This is a genomic window from Pseudoalteromonas sp. SCSIO 43088 (genome assembly GCF_023650795.1).
In the GTDB taxonomy this organism is placed as follows: Bacteria; Pseudomonadota; Gammaproteobacteria; order Enterobacterales; family Alteromonadaceae; genus Pseudoalteromonas; species Pseudoalteromonas shioyasakiensis.
The window spans coordinates 1176429-1193659 of the sequence record NZ_CP072675.1; the positions used below are offsets into that span (position 1 = coordinate 1176429).

Genomic DNA, 17231 nt, shown 5'->3' on the forward strand with positions numbered 1-17231 from the left:
CTTATAGCCGGTTTTTTTGTTTTATTTGTAACGCGCTCATAACAAAATTCATTGAAAAAGGAACGAAAAACGCGCATTATTATTGGCTTACGAAAACAATAATAAATACCAGTAGTAGATTAATGTTGAACCACGGATTGGAAAACAGAGAATACATCAAACTCCCCGAAGGCGTTGATATCGCCATAACTCCCGCTGGCGTTGTTGCCCGAAGCTATGCCTACATTATCGATTTTATTATCCGTAGTTTGGTTTTACTTGCTGTAGGTACTGTATTTGCCTTTTTTGGCGATGCTGGGCAGGGACTTATATTAATTGCTTACTTTTTAATTTCATGGGGCTATAACATCCTGTTTGAAATGGAAAGTGGCCAAACGCCGGGTAAAAAACGCCTTAAAATCCGTGTTGTGCAAGACAACGGTTTACCGGCAAGCTTTTCGCAAATTGTAGTGCGTAACTTACTACGCCCAGCCGATATGCTACCTATAGGCTATTTCTTAGGCCTTGTGGTTATGTTGTTTAACAACCGTTTTAAACGCATTGGTGATTGGGCTGCAGGCACCATGGTTATTTACGACGATGAGTTAGCTACGCGCCCTGAATTATCTCAAGGTGAAGTGCATATTCCTACCATTAGCTTAACCACCGAAGAGCAATTAGCGGTGCTTGCTTTTGCAGAGCGTCATGATGAATTATCTGATGCAAGGCGCCGTGAGTTGGCAGCTATTTTAGCCACACCGTTTTTTGCTGAAGAGCATGAGATTGAGGCGCAGCTCGTTAGCTATGCACGCCACTTTGCAGGTCAAGTTCAACACGATAGCGATTACCCGCAGCAGGAGGGTAAGCAATGAAGCAAACTCAATTTGTAAAATCAAATAGCGTCAGTTGGGATGAGTTTAAAGCGCTTTGCGAGCAAAGTAGTGCGGAGTCTTTACCTGTTAATTTCCCTAACTTGTATCGCAAAGTCTGTAATGATTTAGCCATTGCGCAAAGTCGTCAATACAGCCCGGTGTTGATTGAGCAAATAAACAGGTTGGTACAGTTAGGACAAAAGCGCCTTTATTTATCTCGAAGCAATCAATTTTCTGAAATATGGCATGTGGCCCGCACGGCATTTCCGCGTGCACTGTATGAAAATCGTTTAATGCTTGGTATTAACTTATTGGCATTTTGGGGATTGGCCTTAATTGCTTTTATTTGGGTAACTATCGACCCTGATGCTGCGTATACATTTTTAGGGCAAGGCACTGTCCTTAATATCGAACAAATGTATAACCCTAGTGGTAGCGTTCAATCGGCGGAGCGCGGCGCATCGCAAGATCTGATGATGTTCGGGGTCTATATCTACAATAACATTGGTATCGCATTTCAGATGTTTGCAGGTGGCGTATTGTTCTGTGTTGGCGCTGCTTTTTTTCTATTGTTCAATAGTTTTTATTTTGGTGCTGTTGCAGCTCACATTGTGAATGTTGGATTTGAAGGGCCGTTTTTTTCGTTTGTAATAACCCATGGCTCATTTGAGTTAACCGCTATCATCATTGCCTCAGCGGCCGGGTGTCAAATAGGTTATGGCTTGTTAAATCCTGGGCAGTATACTCGCGCATATGCGATGAAACAGGCTGCACAAAAAGCGCTTCCACTGATTGTTGGCGCATTTTTAATGTTAGTCATTGCCGCTTTTATCGAAGCATTTTGGTCACCCCGTGATATTGCTAACGAAGTTAAATATTTAGTTGGCAGCGGTTGTTGGGCTTATGTCGTTTTTCGCTTATACAGGGGAATGCGTTATGGAGCTTAATCGACTTAGCTTCAATCCTCGCAAGCGCAGTGCTTACGAAACCTTTGATTTAACAGTGTTGCTAGTTAAGCAGCATGCTCTAGCGTTGGTTTCTTTGTATTTGATGATGGCAGTACCCGTATTTTTGATTGTTGGCCTTTTATTAAGCTGGGGCATAGGTGGCTTTGTTGTTTGGTGGCTTAAACCTGTATTTGAGCGACCTTTACTCGATTACATGTCAAAAGCGGTTTTCAATCAGCCAGTCAACATAATGAGTAGCTTAAAGTCACTCAAGCAGTTAAAAATCGCTGATATGTTAGCGCATTTAACCGTTTTTAGGCTTAGCCCAAACAGAGCATTTTTAGCCCCTGTAGAACAACTTGAACGACTATCAGGTGAGCGCAAAACTAAGCGTAAGCAGGTGTTGTTTGCTTCAACTAAGCCTAAGCAGACATTGTGGATGCTGTTCTGTGTACATTTTGAGTTTATCTTATTGATGGGAATATCGGCACTGACAATTGCACTTGTGCCCCATTCATTCTCTGCACAAGAAGCCATGTACCAAATATTCGAAGCGCCAATCTGGGTTGAGATAGCGTTTAACTTTATTTATATCATCAGTATCTCGTTAGTCGCACCGTTATTTGTAACAGGTGGTTTCCTTGCTTATTTACACCGTCGAGTTGAACTAGAAGGCTGGGATATCGAGCTGGCATTTAAAAATATTCGCACCCGTCTTGCAGGCGTAGTCAGTGCTGTAGCACTACTTATACTTACAACGTTTACACTGCAACCATCAACAAGCTATGCAGAGCAAATCGATAAGCAAGCGGTAAAAGATCAAGTTACGGCTCTTTATAATGAGCCTAATGTCATTGAAACTGAGACCACGTGGGTGCCAAATATCGAAGCAAAAGGTAGCTCATCAGAGAGTGATTGGTCTTGGCTTATCGATGTGTTTACTGCCATTGGTGAAGTGTTTGGCATATTTGTTTGGGTACTGGTCGGTTTATTAGTTATTTGGTTGGTTTATTACCTAATGCAAAAACGCGGTTTTTTTGCAAATTTAAGCTTACCAGAACGTACAAAAGTAAATGAAGAGCCAGTTATCCCAACCTTATTTGCAGAAATTAAAAGTAAGGATTTACCAGCAGATTTAATTGCCGCTGCAAAGCAATGTTTTGAGCAAGGTGAGCACCGCTTGGCGCTGGCGTATTTGCTTCATCATGCGCTGAGTTGGGCGCAGCAACAACATGAAGTGCGCTTGCACCGCTCGATGACTGAGCGCGAATGTAAACGTGCAATTGATGCTAGGGTGCCAAATCAAGGACAAGCAATTTTTGCCCGCTTATTTTCTGCGTGGGTCACGGTTGCTTGGGGCCATAAAACCCCTGATATCGACTTTATCGAGCTGACAGAGCAAATTACGGCAATGACAACAGAGACTAAGGAGCAAGCCCATGAAGCTTAAGGTTGTGCTCATAGCGGTGCTAGTGGTGTTTAGCTTATTTGTTATTGCTGGTATTGCTTCTTTAGATTGGCAGAAAAAAGAAATAGAAATTGGCTTTCATAGTGATGTGGCAAAAGATAACTTCACGATGGCTAAGCGGCTACTTAAAGTCAATGGTATCGATTGGAATAAAAACAAACGCTTGGCAGAGCAAGCACAAAGTGATGAGTTAAACATAGACCCACAAAGTATCTTAATTTTGGATGAGGCGGTGCTTGCTGACTCCTACCAATTAGATGTACAGCTTGCTGATTGGGTCGCTGATGGCGGACGTTTAATTTATGTATTAAACAGGCAACGTGATGAGCTGGCGATTGATAGCACCGTATTTTTTAGTCAGCTTGGCATCAATGTACAAAGCCAAGAAGATGTTTTTGAATATGATTTTGCGATGCTCAAAGAAGGGAATAAAAATAGTAATTTATTAATTGATGAAAACACTCAGCTTGACCTTGAGCTAAGCCGTGCCTTTTTTATTGAAAACTGCCCCGGTGTGAGTACAAATAATGATAACGGCGATACCTTGATGTGTGACTTTGCATTTGGTCAAGGTAGGGTCATTGTGATGCCATCGCTGTTACCTTTTACCAATTACCGGCTTCGCCATCTGGATCATGGCAGTTTATTGCTTTGGTTAAGTAAAGGGGCTGAAAAAGTAACGTATGTACCTTATCTGACTTACCCAAACTGGTTTGCTAAATTATGGCACTGGAGCTGGCAATTTGTGGTGACGTTGCTGTTATTAATTGTGCTTGCAGTGTGGCATATCAGTAGTCGTATCGGCCGCTCTTATGCTCCTGACTTCGATATAAAAACCAGCTTTAATCAGCATATTCGAGCAGTAGCAAACTTTTATTCAGAGCATGGTCACGAAGCCGTGTTATTTACTGCACTCAAGAAAGATTTTTACGCCAAAGTAGAGTCGCGAGTGCCTAACTTTAAGATGCTTAGTGCTGAAAAGCAGGCGCAGATCATCGCTAATTTAACTCATTTTGAAAAACAACAGGTGGCTGAGTTGCTTGCTAGCAAGTTGCCTGAGTCCAAAGAACAACGAACAGAATATATAAAACGATTTAAACAATTAAGGAATGCCTTATGAGCACGGAATTAGACACTAATCGCATGAGCTTAGTTGAGGCAGCTGATGCAGTAAAACAAGTAAAGCATAATATTTCGCGTGTGTTAGTTGGTCAAGATGCTATTGTTGAAGATGTGCTTACGGTGCTCTTTGCGGGTGGTCATGTATTACTTGAAGGGGTTCCAGGGCTTGGTAAAACGCTACTGGTTAGAGCCTTAGCAAAAAGCTTAAATGTAGACTTTTCGCGAGTGCAGTTTACACCGGATTTAATGCCTTCAGATGTTGTTGGTCATAGTTTGTATGATATGAAATCAGGTGAATTTAATATCAAAAAAGGCCCAGCATTTACTAATATTTTGCTGGCTGATGAAATCAACCGTGCACCAGCTAAAACGCAATCAGCTCTTCTTGAGGTGATGCAAGAGCAACAAATCACCATTGATGGCGAGTCATTATCTATTGATTCACCGTTTATGGTATTAGCCACTCAAAACCCATTAGATCAAGAAGGGACGTACCCACTACCTGAGGCTGAATTAGACCGTTTTATGATGAAAGTGGAGCTTGGTTTTCCTTCTCATGAATCGGAAGTTGAGCTTTTAAAACTGAATACACAAATTGTCTCTAATGAAACCAAAGTAGAGCAGCTCCCTGCGGTATTGGATGCTAAGCGAATTGCTGAAATTAAACAGCTTTGTGCAGATATTTTAGTAGACGAACAAATACTGAATTATGCCGTCGATATCGTGCGTAGTTCACGAACTTGGCAAGGTGTGCTCCACGGCGCAGGGTTACGTGCCTCAATTAATATCATTAAAGCGGCAAAAGTAATGGCATTAATGAATGGCCGTGACTTTGTAACTCCTGATGATGTGAAGTCAGTGTCTGTGAATATTTTAAGACACCGATTAATTTTATCGGCTGATTTGGAGCTGGAAGGGGTGTCATTTGATGAAGTGATCAATGCCATTTTAGCCAGTGTTGAAGCACCACGCTCATGAATCGCATTAAGCATAGACCTGCAAAACGCTTAGTACAATTAACAGCTTTGTTGTTGTTATTGTTGCTTGTCTGTGCCATTGCATCAGTTGACAGCTTAGTGCTAACGGCCTTGCTCTTAGTGCCTTTATTGCTCGCATTTGTAGATTACATAGCGGCGAAGTCAGAGCCTTTACTTGAAGTAAGTGCACAAACGAGTCTCAACATGGCTTTGTATCGCCGCCAAGCATTGCAGCTAGTGATTAAAAATAAAGCGAAGCATGCGACCATGCTAGATGTCAGTGTTCATTTAAGTAATGCAATTGAGCTACAAAAGCCACAGCAAACGGTGTTTATAGATGCAATGCAACAAGCAAAGCAGAGCTTTAGCTTACGCGCTCACAAACGAGGTGATGCGCAGATCAGTGCCATTGAAGTTAGGGTAGGGTCGCCATTTGGCCTTTGGCAAACAAACTGGTTAGCTGAGCAAGCAATTCAATTAAAAGTGTATCCCGATTTTAGCCGGGTTACTTCAAAGCAGCATTTAAATGGCGTAGTGAATAAGCCTATTTCAGGCTTAAAGCTCACTAAAAAGCGCGGTGATGGTATCGAATTTCAGCAACTACGCGAATACCGCCAAGGTGATAGTGTTAGGCAAATAGACTGGCAGGCGACCAGTAAGCGTCGAAAACTCATTTCTCGTGAGTATCAAGAAGAGCAAAACCAACATGTCATAGTGATGCTAGACGCTTCTAAAAAAATGGCCATAGAAGCCAATGAAGGCAGCCACTTTGATCATGCTTTAAATGCATTGCTACTGCTGTCACACACAGTTTTAAAGCAAGGTGATTGGTTTAGCATGCAAAGCTTTAACCAAAATCTGCGTTGGTTACCTGATGTAAAAGGTGCGCAGAATGTATCACGGGTAATGAATCACTTTTATGATCTATACCCAGATAAGAGCAGCAGTGACTATTTAGTGGCTGTGAACCAATTAATCGCTAAACGCAGTAAACGTTCTTTAGTGTTATTAGTTACCACCCTTGATGAGCAAAGCATTGATGAGTTAATGCCTGCAATTAAGCTATTACAAAAACACCACTTAGTGGCACTTATTAATATTAATAACCGTGCTGTAAATGAGGTGCTCGATGAGCCTATTGAAAAGTACGAAGATGCAACCAGTTACTGTGCAGCATTAGCACTACTAAATTCACATAAAGCCAATATGGCGAAGCTGAAAAAACAAGGTGTAATAGCCATTGACTGTAACCCTGAGCAGCTGCTACCGCATGTGCTTAACACCTATTTAAATGTGAAGCACTCCGGGGCATTGTAAGACCAGCTAGCAATAAAAAAGGCATTGAATTCAATGCCTTTTTTATTAAATAACGAAACGATTATTTTTGATTATCAATAGCTTCGTTAATTTTGTATTGGAAATAAATAACGTTAAAGAAAAACGTTAAAATACCACCTAAATGAACTGGTTCATTACTGCCTTCATTAATCAACTCTTTAATCGATGTACGAAGAGAGAAAATTAATACAATGGCAACAACAAACGAAATCAGTGACACAATACCACCAATTTCAGGTGAAACTCCTGTAAAAGACAACGCAATATTCACAATGTACAAAGCAACATAGCCATAAACTAAGCCTTGGCTTACCTGGTTTTTTGCTAATGCATTGGCTTTATTGGTTCGGCTTACTAGCCAGTATACGGCGTAGATACCAAATGTGAAAAGACATAAAAAGAACACGCCCCAAGCAGAAAAGCGGTCAAAGTTTAAAATAGGTTTATTACCGCTGGTATTTTGCTGTGTAAGCTCAGCTTCTGGCGCTTCATAGATGTTAGCTGATTCTTCAGACATAACGATTCCTCATAATTATTTTTGTATATTCCTTTGTGCAAATTGCACGTACCGATAATAGCAGTGAGGCTGGTTTTTGTACATCATTTCAACAGCCTAGAAAGTAAGGTTAACTACCATAAAGGTCAGTATAAATAAGCCTTATAGAGGGTATAGCATGAGTGAAGTTTTAAAGGTTGCTGAATTTATGTACACTGCCGCAGATTTTAATGAGGTGCTGTGTGTTATTTGTATTTTTGAGCTGTGTATTTATTTTGGTGATGTATTTAGAGTCTTTGTCTAAAGGGATGCCGGTAAAGCGTTGGATGCTGCTAGGTGGAATGCTTGGGCCTATCGCTTGGTGTTTATTTAACGTGCATTATCGCCGCGCATTTGTGCGCCATGTTGGCCGCCAATCTTGTGGCTGGCGCCCTTAAACTTTTGCTGTTTTTAACAGGCTCGGCGCAGATTTATCGAGTTGTTTTTGTAGGAAGGCGGTAAATTCAGGCTGAGACAGTGGCTTAGAGTAGTAGTAGCCTTGAACCGTCTGGCACTTTAACTGCTCTAACATCACAACCTGTTCGGCTTGTTCAACCCCTTCTGCAACCACATGCAAATCAAGGTTATGGGCAATAGTCACAATTGAGTCAACCATATTGCGGCCACGCTCTGATTGCATGTCGTCAATAAAGGCTTTATCAACTTTCAAGGTATTAAGCGGGAACTGTTTAAGATAGGCTAAAGATGAGTAACCCGTGCCAAAGTCATCCATCGCAAGGTGAATACCCCGAGCACTGAGTGAACGCATTACTGCAATTGCTTCGTTAGGGTCGTCCATAACCGTACCTTCGGTGATCTCCAGTTCAAGGAAGTAAGAGGGCAATTCATTCTTTTGCAAAATCACATCAATACGAGTGGTTAAATCAGGTAAGCTAAACTGCTTAGCTGATAAGTTCACAGCAACACGACCGTTGAATAAGCCTTGATCTATCCATGCTTTTACATCGCGGCATGCTTTGTTTAAAACAACTTCACCAATTTCGATAATTTGCCCAGTTTCTTCAGCGATAGGAATAAACACTCCTGGGCTGATCACACCTTTTTTCGGGGTAATAAAGCGCACAAGAGCTTCCATACCATCGAGTTTACCTGTACGAATATTCATTTTCGGTTGGTAATACACTTCAAAGTGATCTTCTTTTAAGCCGTAACGCATTAAGTTTTCGATTTGTAAGCGTTTAACTGCTTCACGGTTCATAGTGTCGTTGAAGAACAGATAGCTATTGCCTTTTTTCTTAGCGTGATACATGGCTGTATCCGCATTTTTAAGTAATAGTTCTGGGGTATTGCCATCTTCAGGGAACAGCACGATACCGACACTTGAGGTGATCACTAGTTCGTGACCCGCCATATTAAAAGGTGTGGCAATGGCGGCTAAAAAGAGTTTTGCCATGCGAGTAATGGTATGAATATCGTTGGTACCCGACATGACCAGTGCAAACTCATCACCGCCTAGGCGATAAAACACATCTTTTTCGCGGGTTAACTTATTCAAGCGCATCGCAAGCTTAGATAGCAAGCTATCCCCAAGTTGGTGACCCAGAGAGTCGTTAATTTTTTTAAAGTTATCTAGGTCAAACACTAATAAAGCTTGATGGTTATCTTGCTTAGCGAGCTTTTTCAGGTTGGTGAAAAATAAGTTTCGGTTAGGTAAGCCCGTTGTGCGGTCTCGGTTCGATAAGTTATGTAATTGTGATTCGGCTTTTTTACGCTCAGTTTGATCTGAAAACACAACGACATAGTTACATATTTGGTTATGCTCATTTTTGATTTCATCAATTGAAATTTCAATCGGTAACAGCTGCCTTTTCGCATTGCGAAGTTTAACCTCTTGCTGCCAATGCTCCGTGGCTTTTACGGTGGCTTTAATTTCATCCACATAGCTTTGGTCATAGCCATTTAAGGTAAAATCTTTCTTTAAATATTGCTCTCGGGTACCACCAAATAGCGTTAAGAAGCTTGGGTTTAAGTCAACCAGCTTAAAGTTTTTATCGAAAATGGCGATGGCGTCAGTTAGCGACTCAACGCATTTAGCGAATAGGTTTAAACGGGCTTCTGTTGATTTAAGCTGAGAAATATCTCTTACAGTGCCTGTCATACGCAAAGGGTTGAGGTTTGCGTCTTTTTCGATGATTTTGCCGCGATCTAGTACCCAATGCCAACGACCGAGGCTGTCTTTAATCCGGTAACTTGCTTCAAAAAAGGCGGTGTGTTCGGCAAAGTGTTTTTTTAGTGCTGTTTCAACGTGTTGTAAGTCGTGTGGGTGAATCAATTCGCGGTTAGGGGGAAAGCCGCTGCTACTGTTTGTATCTGAGGTGTATTTATCGTTAATTCGCAGCACTTCTCCGGTTTTAATATTCCAATCCCAGAGGGTATCGCCACTGCCTTCTACGGTACTTTTTAAGCGATGTTCTGAAATACGCAGTTGTTTTCGAGAGCGCTTTAATTTGAAAATTATAAATAATAGGTACGGCAATAACAGCATCATAATAGCACTTGGAATAAGCAGCAATGTGCTCTGTTCAAGCTCTATGGGGCTGGCGGATGCTGAAAAAATCCCAGCCATACTTATTGTTAAAAAAGCAGAAATCATTTTTATTATTTTTATCATTAATGCATTACCGTAATTCGCACCAATTAATCTAATCTAAGCTCGCGTTCGAGTCAAAGAGAATGCGAAGAAAGGCTTGCTTTTGGCTGTTTTTTAGCCTTTGGCTCACTTAAAAGTTCTATTCTTGGCCTGTTTTCACTGAACGTTTCGGTAATATACTGCTGCATTTGAGTAAGGCTTAACTTATCAAGTGCCTCTAAAAGCTGTTGTTGCATATTAAATTCAGTATCGCGATTACCAATAGCTAACCATAGGCGCTGTGAACGTAAGCGTAAATTTTTATCTTTTTCAGCAATGTGTGTAACAAGACCTGCTTTGGTATCGAGCCATTGCTGCTCAGAAATGTTGTTTACTTGTGCCACATAATTATTAATAAATTGCTGGTGACGCTGAAGTATCTCATCAGCACTATGCATAGGTGACTGCACGTAAAAAGCAATACCAGCACGGGTATTAAAAGGAGCATAGCCCGCACCAACTAAGTAGCCGAGCTGTTGCTTGGTTCTTAACTCATTAAAATAATCTTGGTTTATTAAATGATTAAGTACCATCATTTGCACCTTTTCGGAAGTGTCATCCGTTTGTGCTTGATAGTACAGCACCATCGCATGATCGCTACAATTTAACGTGAAGCGCTGTTGATCTACTTCGGTTATATCGTTAAGTGGTCGCGTTAAATCAATAATTGTGGTGCTGTCAGCTAGGTGTTTAGTCACTTGCTTTTGGAACTTAAGCGCATCACTACGTTGCCAGTTACCATGTAAAAAAGACTCAACGTGCAAGGCTTTAAAAAACTCATTTCTAAAGCAATTAAATTGATGGAAGCTAGTATCCTTTAAAGCTTGTGCTAAGGCATTAGGCTCTGGGTTCCATGGCATGATTTGCGCACCCAAAATACTAAATAGCTCACTAACAGGTTTGTTTTGATTGCTGTCTCGCCAGTGTCTAACGAGCTGCTTTTTATATTCAGCAAAGCGTTTTGCGCAGATTTCAACATTAAAGAGTGCTTCAAGTAACTCATTAACCAGCTCTAACTGACTCGATGAAAGACCCGCAGTATGTAGGGTTAAGCCACCTTGGTGAGAGGTTAAGTGATAACTAAGACCAGCCAATTCTGCTGGATAAAATTGCTCAGCAACACTGTCCATAAACAGGTCTGCAAATAAGCGGGTAAGGGCCATGTGTTTAACATCTTTAATTGCAAAGGTTGAGTCCATTGCTAAGTAAAAATGCCCTTTAGCTACTCTGAAAGTTGCGTCTTGTTTAAACCAAAAATCAAAGCCGTCTCGTGTGACTAAAAGCTCAGGTGATTTATTTGGCTCGTCTAATGGTAATAGTTCAACATCTTTTGTGAGGTATGGGTTAGCACTTGGTAAGCACATCTGTGGTAATGGCGTGTTTATTTCACTAAGCGCTTCTAACCAACTTGCTGAGATGTCTTCTACTTTATATGGGGTGTTGTACCAAGCAGTGGTGTGCTCAGGCTCAACACCTGGATGAATGAGTACTAAGCGCATGTTATCAGGTGTTAGCCATTGCATAGCAATTTCATGGGCACAACGGTTAAAGCCTTCCATTAAATAATCGCCTTGCACATAGTTGGCTTCATCGTAATGCTGCATATTAATGCTTAAGTTACTTACCCAATCAATTAAGCGCGCTTTTTCTTGGTTATCAAAGGCGATTTGTAATAGGTTCTTTTTGTCTTGATAAAGACGCGGCAATTTATCGCAGTTTTGGTTAATTAAGCAGATATACTCAAACACCATTTCAACGATATCTTCATAGTATTCAATACCTTCATCAGTTAACGCCATACTGATGTTAAAATCTTTGAAATTACTGCCATTAATGCCACCACCCGCTGAAAGGGCATTGATCCAGCCTTGCTCTTTTAGAATAGAGTACAGCGACCCTTTGCCTTCGTAGCCGAGTAAGTGGGCAATAAAACTAACGGTTTTGTGACGATAAAAGTCATCTATATTTGGCATCGCAAAGCTAATAATGAGCTTTTGCATATGTTTATGTGGCTCAATGTGTAACACCTTACCTAAGTCTTGTTTACGGTAAAGTGGCTGTTCTATGATCTCTTTACTTTTTGGCTGACCTTTAATTTCGCTAAATAACCGTTTTACCCAGGTGGTCATGGTCGCAATATCTTCATTGCTACATATCACAAGTGTCATCCACTGAGCCTGATAATGGCTATCGAAAAAAGCGCGTAGCTCATCACTGATACATCCCTCACGATCCGCGAGGGTTTGCTGGTTACCGACAGAAAACTTTGCAAAAGGGTGTGCTGGGTTAACCGTTTCTTTATGAGCCTGATAAATACGGCGGCCGTCATCTTTTATTTTTAGTTTAAATTCTGCGTCTATAGCATTACGTTCTTTTGTTGTCTCTTTAGGATTTAAGAGTGGGGCAATAAAAAAACGACTGAATTGTGCCAGTGCTTCAGCAAACTGTTGGTTATTAATATCAAAGAAGTAGCAAGTGTGCTCAGTGCCAGTCCAGGCATTGGTGTTGCCACCAGATTGCGATACAAAATTAGAAAATCCGCCCGATTCCGGGTACAGGTCAGTGCCTAAAAAAAGCATATGCTCTAAAAAGTGCGCGAGACCTTGCCTATCAAGGGGGTCATCGAAATGGCCTGCGTTAATAGCCATTGAAGCCGCTGATTTTGTTGACTCTAAGTCTTGCACTAAAAGTACTTTTAGACCATTGTCCAGTGTTAGGGGTTGATATGTTCTGTTATCATTGCGGCTGATATTCAAAAGATGCTCCTGAAAGAGTGCGTTAATGTCCTAACAACAGATGATATTTTCAGGAAAGCTAAAAAAGACAGAGCTACGAAAATCTACCTGAATATCATAAGCGGATGTTTAATGTATCTAGTGATGATATTCTAATATAGCGAACAATCAAGCAAACTGGCTACTGTTTTATATTCTTTAATCGGTTGATTTTTTATGAAAACAATCTTAATCATGCGCCATGGCGAAGCTACGCCAATGCAAGCAGATGATGCAGCAAGACAACTGACCGAGACCGGTCACCAAGAAGCCAGTCGAATGGGGCAGTGGTTAGCGACACACCATAAACCTGATGCTCTGTTGGTAAGCCCTTACATTCGCGCACAACAAACTGCTTTGGATGCGACGCAACATATTTCGTTACAATTTAACGAAACTTGCAGTGATATTACCCCCGATGGTGTACCGCAAATTGCTGCTGATTACCTAGAAACCTTGATTGCTATGCATCCAGACTGCAATACCTGGTTGGTCGTTGCCCATATGCCCATCGTTAGCTACTTAGTTGATCAGTTAAGCCCTGGTCATATGCCAATCTTCAATACAGGGGCGGTTGCTGTTATCGAATATGATGAACACAAACAGCGCAGTCAGTACCTCAGTATTCACTCGCCAAATAACGTCGAAATCTAACAGTGGATTTGCTAAATTAGCGCCACTGTTAATTTTTTAAGTTCTTACTATGACAATCGAACGTTTACAAACCGGTGCGCGTATGAGCCGCATCGTTAAGCATAACGGCACAGTATACCTATGCGGCCAAGTTTGTGCTGATGCCGAAAAAGATATCACCGAACAAACTCAAACCATGCTAGATAAGGTCGAAGCGCTACTTATTGAAGCAGGTAGTAGCAAAGAGCACATGCTAAGTGCCACAATTTACCTGAAGAGCATGGAATACTTTGCACAGATGAACGCTGTTTGGGATGCATGGGTGCCACAGGGTCATGCACCAGCTCGCGCTTGTGTTGAGGCAAAAATGGCGCGCGATGCATTATTAGTTGAGATTTCTGTCGTTGCAGCCGTTAAGTAACGAGCAGCGTATTGCGCAGATGATTGCTCGCTTTAATGAGCAATCAGGGCGCGAACTGATTGAACTGCCACATTGGCATTTTTGCGACAATGAGCAAGATGCCAATGACTGCGCATTGCTGGTTTTAAATGGCGTAAAACAAGCAACAACCCCTTCACTTTATTGGTTTAAAGCCAATAATGAAGCCCTTCCTGAAGTTGGTGATTTAGCCATTTTTACCAATTGGCAGGGACAGCCACTCGGCATAATTGAAACCGTCTCTGTAACTATTACCCCATATAATCAAATAAGCGCCGATTACGCCGCATTAGAAGGCGAGGGCGACAAGAGCCTTGAGTACTGGCAGCGTGTGCATTGGGATTATTATCAGCGAGAGCTCGCGGACACAGAGTATCAATGTCACCCTGAGATGCCGTTGGTGTGTGAGCAGTTTAAGTTAGTTTTCAAGGAGTCAGAATGAGCACGAATCCTGTGGTTCTTATTACCGGAGGCGGCCGCGGTATAGGTGCAGCAACAGCAAAACTATTTGCTAAACATGGCTATGATGTGTGTATTAATTATAAGTCAGATCACGCAAGTGCAGAGCAGGTCGCTGATGAGATTAAAGCGCTTGGCGTGAATGCTTATTTGTTGCAAGCCGATATTGCCGATGAGCAGCAAGTACTCGCCATGTTCGCCAAATTAGATGCTCAGGTTTCGCGGTTAGATGTGTTAGTTAATAACGCAGCGATGATGATGCCGCAAATGCCGTTATTAGAGATGGATGCTAAGCGTATCAACGCTATTTTAAGTTGTAATGTTACAGGGGCATTTTTGTGCGCGCGAGAAGCAATAAAGCGTATGGACAAAGGCAGTATTGTCAATGTTTCATCGGGTGCATCGCGAACAGGCTCGCCAAATGAATATTTAGATTATGCTGCATCTAAAGGAGCGCTTGATACTTTCACGATTGGCCTTGCCAAAGAAGTCGCGAGTAAAGGTATTCGAGTTAATGCGGTAAGGCCAGGCCTTATTTATACCGATATGCACCGTGATGGCGGTGAAGCAAACCGAGTTGATAGGTTAAAATCTAAGTTACCGCTAGGGCGAGGTGGTGAAGCTGACGAGGTTGCCTCAGCGATTTACTTTTTGGCAAGTGAGCAAGCCTCATTCACAACGGGCAGTTTTATAGACGTATCGGGTGGGCTTTAGTAAGCCTTGCTGGTGGTAACTGCTTTGAGGGGTTATTATTTCCTAATATAAACCATAAAAATAACCCAAGGTAGCCCATGGATTCACAAAAGAAATCGACTTTATTTCTGTTCGGCTTATTTATGTTCATTATGTTGGTGGGGCTGTTTGGTGTATCGCAAACAACACGCTGGAGTGAACCTTTAGCTAACAATATATATGCAATTGCGGGCCTGTTTGCTTTTAGTGGTGATTGGACACAAGAGCTTTATAAAACCAATCAAATGAACCCGTTCATTGAATTTGCTCGATTTGCAGCCCCCTTAACGACAGCATTAATTTTCTTTTATCTAATTTTTGATGGTGCAAAGCAGCTCATTGTATATTTACTGAGGCCTCGCTCTGACTTTCAGCTTGTTGTGGGTTTGGGAAATAAAGGTTCTGCCATTGCTCTATCTGCATTGGCTGCGAATAAATCAGTTATAGCAATCGAAAGTAACCCTGAAAATAGTCATATTGCCTTACTGAAACAAAAAGGTGCGATTGTGCATGTTGGTGATATTAATCAATCAGTTGCTGATAAGCTTCATTTACAGCATGCTGAGGCGGTATTTTTCTGTTGTGGCGATGATAGCCATAACATTACTATTGCTCAGCAAGTACTTACTAACTTACCCAACTTGAAAGCGCCCGTTTTTGTACATCTGCATAGTCGGGTATTAGCGGATCAACTTAAACAACTCCCTCGATTTATTGAGAATACCAGCACCGAATTACGCTTTTGGCGTAAAAGCCAGTTACTAGCAGAGCAGCTTTTTGCCAAGCATTCGCCGTTACCACTGCTTAATATTCAAGGAAAAGACCAAGTTCATTTGGTTATTTTTGGTAGTAATGACGCGGCGTTAGATTTAGCAAGAACTTACGCGAAAAGTGCTATCTACAGTAGTTTAAAGCCGGTAAAAATCACTTTAATCACTACCGAATCTAATGCAGAGTTGAGTGCAGAGCTTACAGCTATTGACGCTGCCGCTGAGCTTAATGTTATTAATAAGCAAGTTCATGAATTAATCGCAGATAATAAACTGCTGCTCGATATCATTTCTAATGCAACGCAAATTTATATTTTCGATACACAGCAATTAAACTGTTTCTCAATCGCTTTGACACTTCGCAATAAGATGCTAGTTGAATGCTTATTTATGGCACCCATTTACTACGCGACTAGCTACACCGAATTTAGTGAACAACAACAAGCTAAAACAAGGCAAATACCTGATAACTTGGTGGCTTTTAATGATAACAGTAAAGATATCAATATTAGCGCAGTGACTCAGCCTCGTGGCTCTGTGTTAGCTAAGCGAGCTCACGAACAAAGCTATCAAGCAAATCAAGATAATGTTACTTCATGGCAAGACCTACCTTATAGTTTAAAGGAAGCCAATAGAGCTTTTGCGCTGAGTTGGCGTGAAAAACTGGCGATGGTAAATGCACGTTTTAGCAGCCACTCAAACAGCATTGAATTATCAGATAACGAGCTCAATATTATGTCGTCGATGGAACATGCTCGCTGGTGCGCTGAGCGTAAAATTGATGGCTGGCAGTTTTCTAGTACTCGCTCAAATATTGCAAAACGCCATACACTGATAAAACCTTGGCATGATTTAACACAACAACAGCAGCAAGGTAATAGTGATTTTTTTGCCGCAGCTGTTAACGATTTACTGTTACTGGCAAAAGATACAACGCAACCTTTTGGCATTGAAAAAGTGGTCACCGTGGCAGTCACAGGCCATCGCTTCACAAACCTTGAAAGCCAGCAACATGACACTTTGGTTCGAGACATTGATCAGCAGTTAGATGCGCTTAAGCAGGCTCATCCAAATTGTCATTTTCAGTTTGTTTCTGGTCTGGCTGAAGGAGCTGATAGATTAGTAATAGAACGAGCGCTAACCCGTTTAGACGCTAGTTTTATTGCTCTACTGCCCATGGCTTACGAACTGTATAAATTGGATTTTAGTAAACCAGATAGTGAGTTTGAACAGTTGCTCGCCAAAGCACAGTGGTTTGCAGAAATCCCCCCTGTTTATCGAAGTTTAGCCGAGATGGAAGATACAGCTAATGAGTCTCGTGCTTTGCAATATGCCTCTTTAGCAGCGCACTTGGTTGCTATGGCCGACGAGCTGATAGCTGTTTGGGATTCTCAACCTAGCAGAGGAATTGGCGGTACAGCTGATGTTGTAAACTGGTGGCAGCATGGTGTGCCTGAACAGTTTAAGCGCCATTACCCGTTTACTAGTAAGGGACTTAAAGCTGAAGTGCGTATTGTAGACTTTAAGAGAGATTAG

The 17231-nt window shown here is 41.6% G+C and carries 15 protein-coding genes; 12 read left to right on the top strand and 3 right to left on the bottom strand.

All coding sequences use genetic code 11. From position 1 onward, the window contains the following. Positions 1-122: 122 nt before the first annotated feature. From J8Z28_RS05385 to J8Z28_RS05410, 6 genes are read left to right on the top strand one after another with little or no spacing between them, the layout of a single operon-like run. Positions 123-851 carry an RDD family protein gene (locus J8Z28_RS05385; RefSeq protein WP_250660037.1) on the top strand — a complete coding sequence of 243 codons (729 nt, stop codon included), beginning with the start codon at positions 123-125 and terminating at the stop codon, positions 849-851. Further along, positions 848-1798 (top strand): stage II sporulation protein M, encoded by a 951-nt coding sequence (locus J8Z28_RS05390; protein ID WP_054562132.1) that lies wholly within the window; start codon positions 848-850, stop codon positions 1796-1798. Before J8Z28_RS05385 ends, J8Z28_RS05390 begins: the two co-directional genes overlap by 4 nt. Further along, a complete protein-coding gene (locus J8Z28_RS05395) occupies positions 1788-3248 on the top strand; it encodes a hypothetical protein (RefSeq protein WP_250660038.1) in 1461 nt (486 codons plus the stop codon). The genes J8Z28_RS05390 and J8Z28_RS05395 overlap by 11 nt, the downstream gene beginning before the upstream one ends. Further along, positions 3238-4386, top strand: coding sequence for a DUF4350 domain-containing protein (locus tag J8Z28_RS05400; RefSeq protein ID WP_239963813.1), 1149 nt, complete (start codon positions 3238-3240; stop codon positions 4384-4386). Before J8Z28_RS05395 ends, J8Z28_RS05400 begins: the two co-directional genes overlap by 11 nt. Beyond that, positions 4383-5366: an AAA family ATPase gene (locus J8Z28_RS05405; RefSeq protein WP_054553208.1), complete on the top strand. Its 984-nt coding sequence runs from the start codon at positions 4383-4385 to the stop codon at positions 5364-5366. The genes J8Z28_RS05400 and J8Z28_RS05405 overlap by 4 nt, the downstream gene beginning before the upstream one ends. Next, the gene (locus J8Z28_RS05410; protein ID WP_250660039.1) at positions 5363-6682 is read left to right on the top strand and encodes a DUF58 domain-containing protein; all 1320 of its coding nucleotides are present in this window, start codon (positions 5363-5365) and stop codon (positions 6680-6682) included. Before J8Z28_RS05405 ends, J8Z28_RS05410 begins: the two co-directional genes overlap by 4 nt. Before the next feature lie 61 nt (positions 6683-6743). On the opposite strand, the gene J8Z28_RS05415 is transcribed toward J8Z28_RS05410, so the two are convergent. Beyond that, on the bottom strand, positions 6744-7220 hold the full coding sequence (locus J8Z28_RS05415; RefSeq protein ID WP_054562127.1) for a DUF4234 domain-containing protein: 477 nt from the start codon (positions 7218-7220) through the stop codon (positions 6744-6746). Positions 7221-7441: 221 nt separating this feature from the next. On the opposite strand from J8Z28_RS05415, the gene J8Z28_RS05420 reads away from it, so the two are divergent. Beyond that, positions 7442-7636, top strand: coding sequence for a hypothetical protein (locus J8Z28_RS05420; RefSeq protein ID WP_055020727.1), 195 nt, complete (start codon positions 7442-7444; stop codon positions 7634-7636). On the opposite strand, the gene J8Z28_RS05425 is transcribed toward J8Z28_RS05420, so the two are convergent. Both J8Z28_RS05425 and J8Z28_RS05430 read right to left on the bottom strand, forming a co-directional pair. After that, complete coding sequence (locus J8Z28_RS05425) at positions 7633-9747, bottom strand: sensor domain-containing protein (protein WP_502934619.1); 2115 nt, start codon at positions 9745-9747, stop codon at positions 7633-7635. The genes J8Z28_RS05420 and J8Z28_RS05425 overlap by 4 nt on opposite strands. 176 nt (positions 9748-9923) lie before the next feature. Next, on the bottom strand, positions 9924-12644 hold the full coding sequence (locus J8Z28_RS05430) for an insulinase family protein (RefSeq protein ID WP_250660041.1): 2721 nt from the start codon (positions 12642-12644) through the stop codon (positions 9924-9926). A 195-nt stretch (positions 12645-12839) separates the two neighbouring features. Here J8Z28_RS05430 and sixA point away from each other — a divergent pair, with 195 nt between their 5' ends. The 5 genes from sixA to J8Z28_RS05455 all read left to right on the top strand — a co-directional run bounded on the left by sixA (position 12840) and on the right by J8Z28_RS05455 (position 17231). Next, entirely contained in the window at positions 12840-13316 is a 477-nt protein-coding gene (gene sixA / locus J8Z28_RS05435) for a phosphohistidine phosphatase SixA (RefSeq protein WP_054562123.1), read from the top strand. A gap of 49 nt (positions 13317-13365) precedes the next feature. Next, the gene (locus tag J8Z28_RS05440) at positions 13366-13716 is read left to right on the top strand and encodes a RidA family protein (RefSeq protein ID WP_054562122.1); all 351 of its coding nucleotides are present in this window, start codon (positions 13366-13368) and stop codon (positions 13714-13716) included. After that, positions 13700-14176, top strand: coding sequence for an ASCH domain-containing protein (locus tag J8Z28_RS05445; RefSeq protein ID WP_250660042.1), 477 nt, complete (start codon positions 13700-13702; stop codon positions 14174-14176). Before J8Z28_RS05440 ends, J8Z28_RS05445 begins: the two co-directional genes overlap by 17 nt. Next, positions 14173-14907 (top strand): SDR family oxidoreductase, encoded by a 735-nt coding sequence (locus J8Z28_RS05450; RefSeq protein ID WP_250660043.1) that lies wholly within the window; start codon positions 14173-14175, stop codon positions 14905-14907. Before J8Z28_RS05445 ends, J8Z28_RS05450 begins: the two co-directional genes overlap by 4 nt. A 77-nt stretch (positions 14908-14984) precedes the next feature. Continuing rightward, positions 14985-17231 carry an NAD-binding protein gene (locus J8Z28_RS05455; protein WP_250660044.1) on the top strand — a complete coding sequence of 749 codons (2247 nt, stop codon included), beginning with the start codon at positions 14985-14987 and terminating at the stop codon, positions 17229-17231.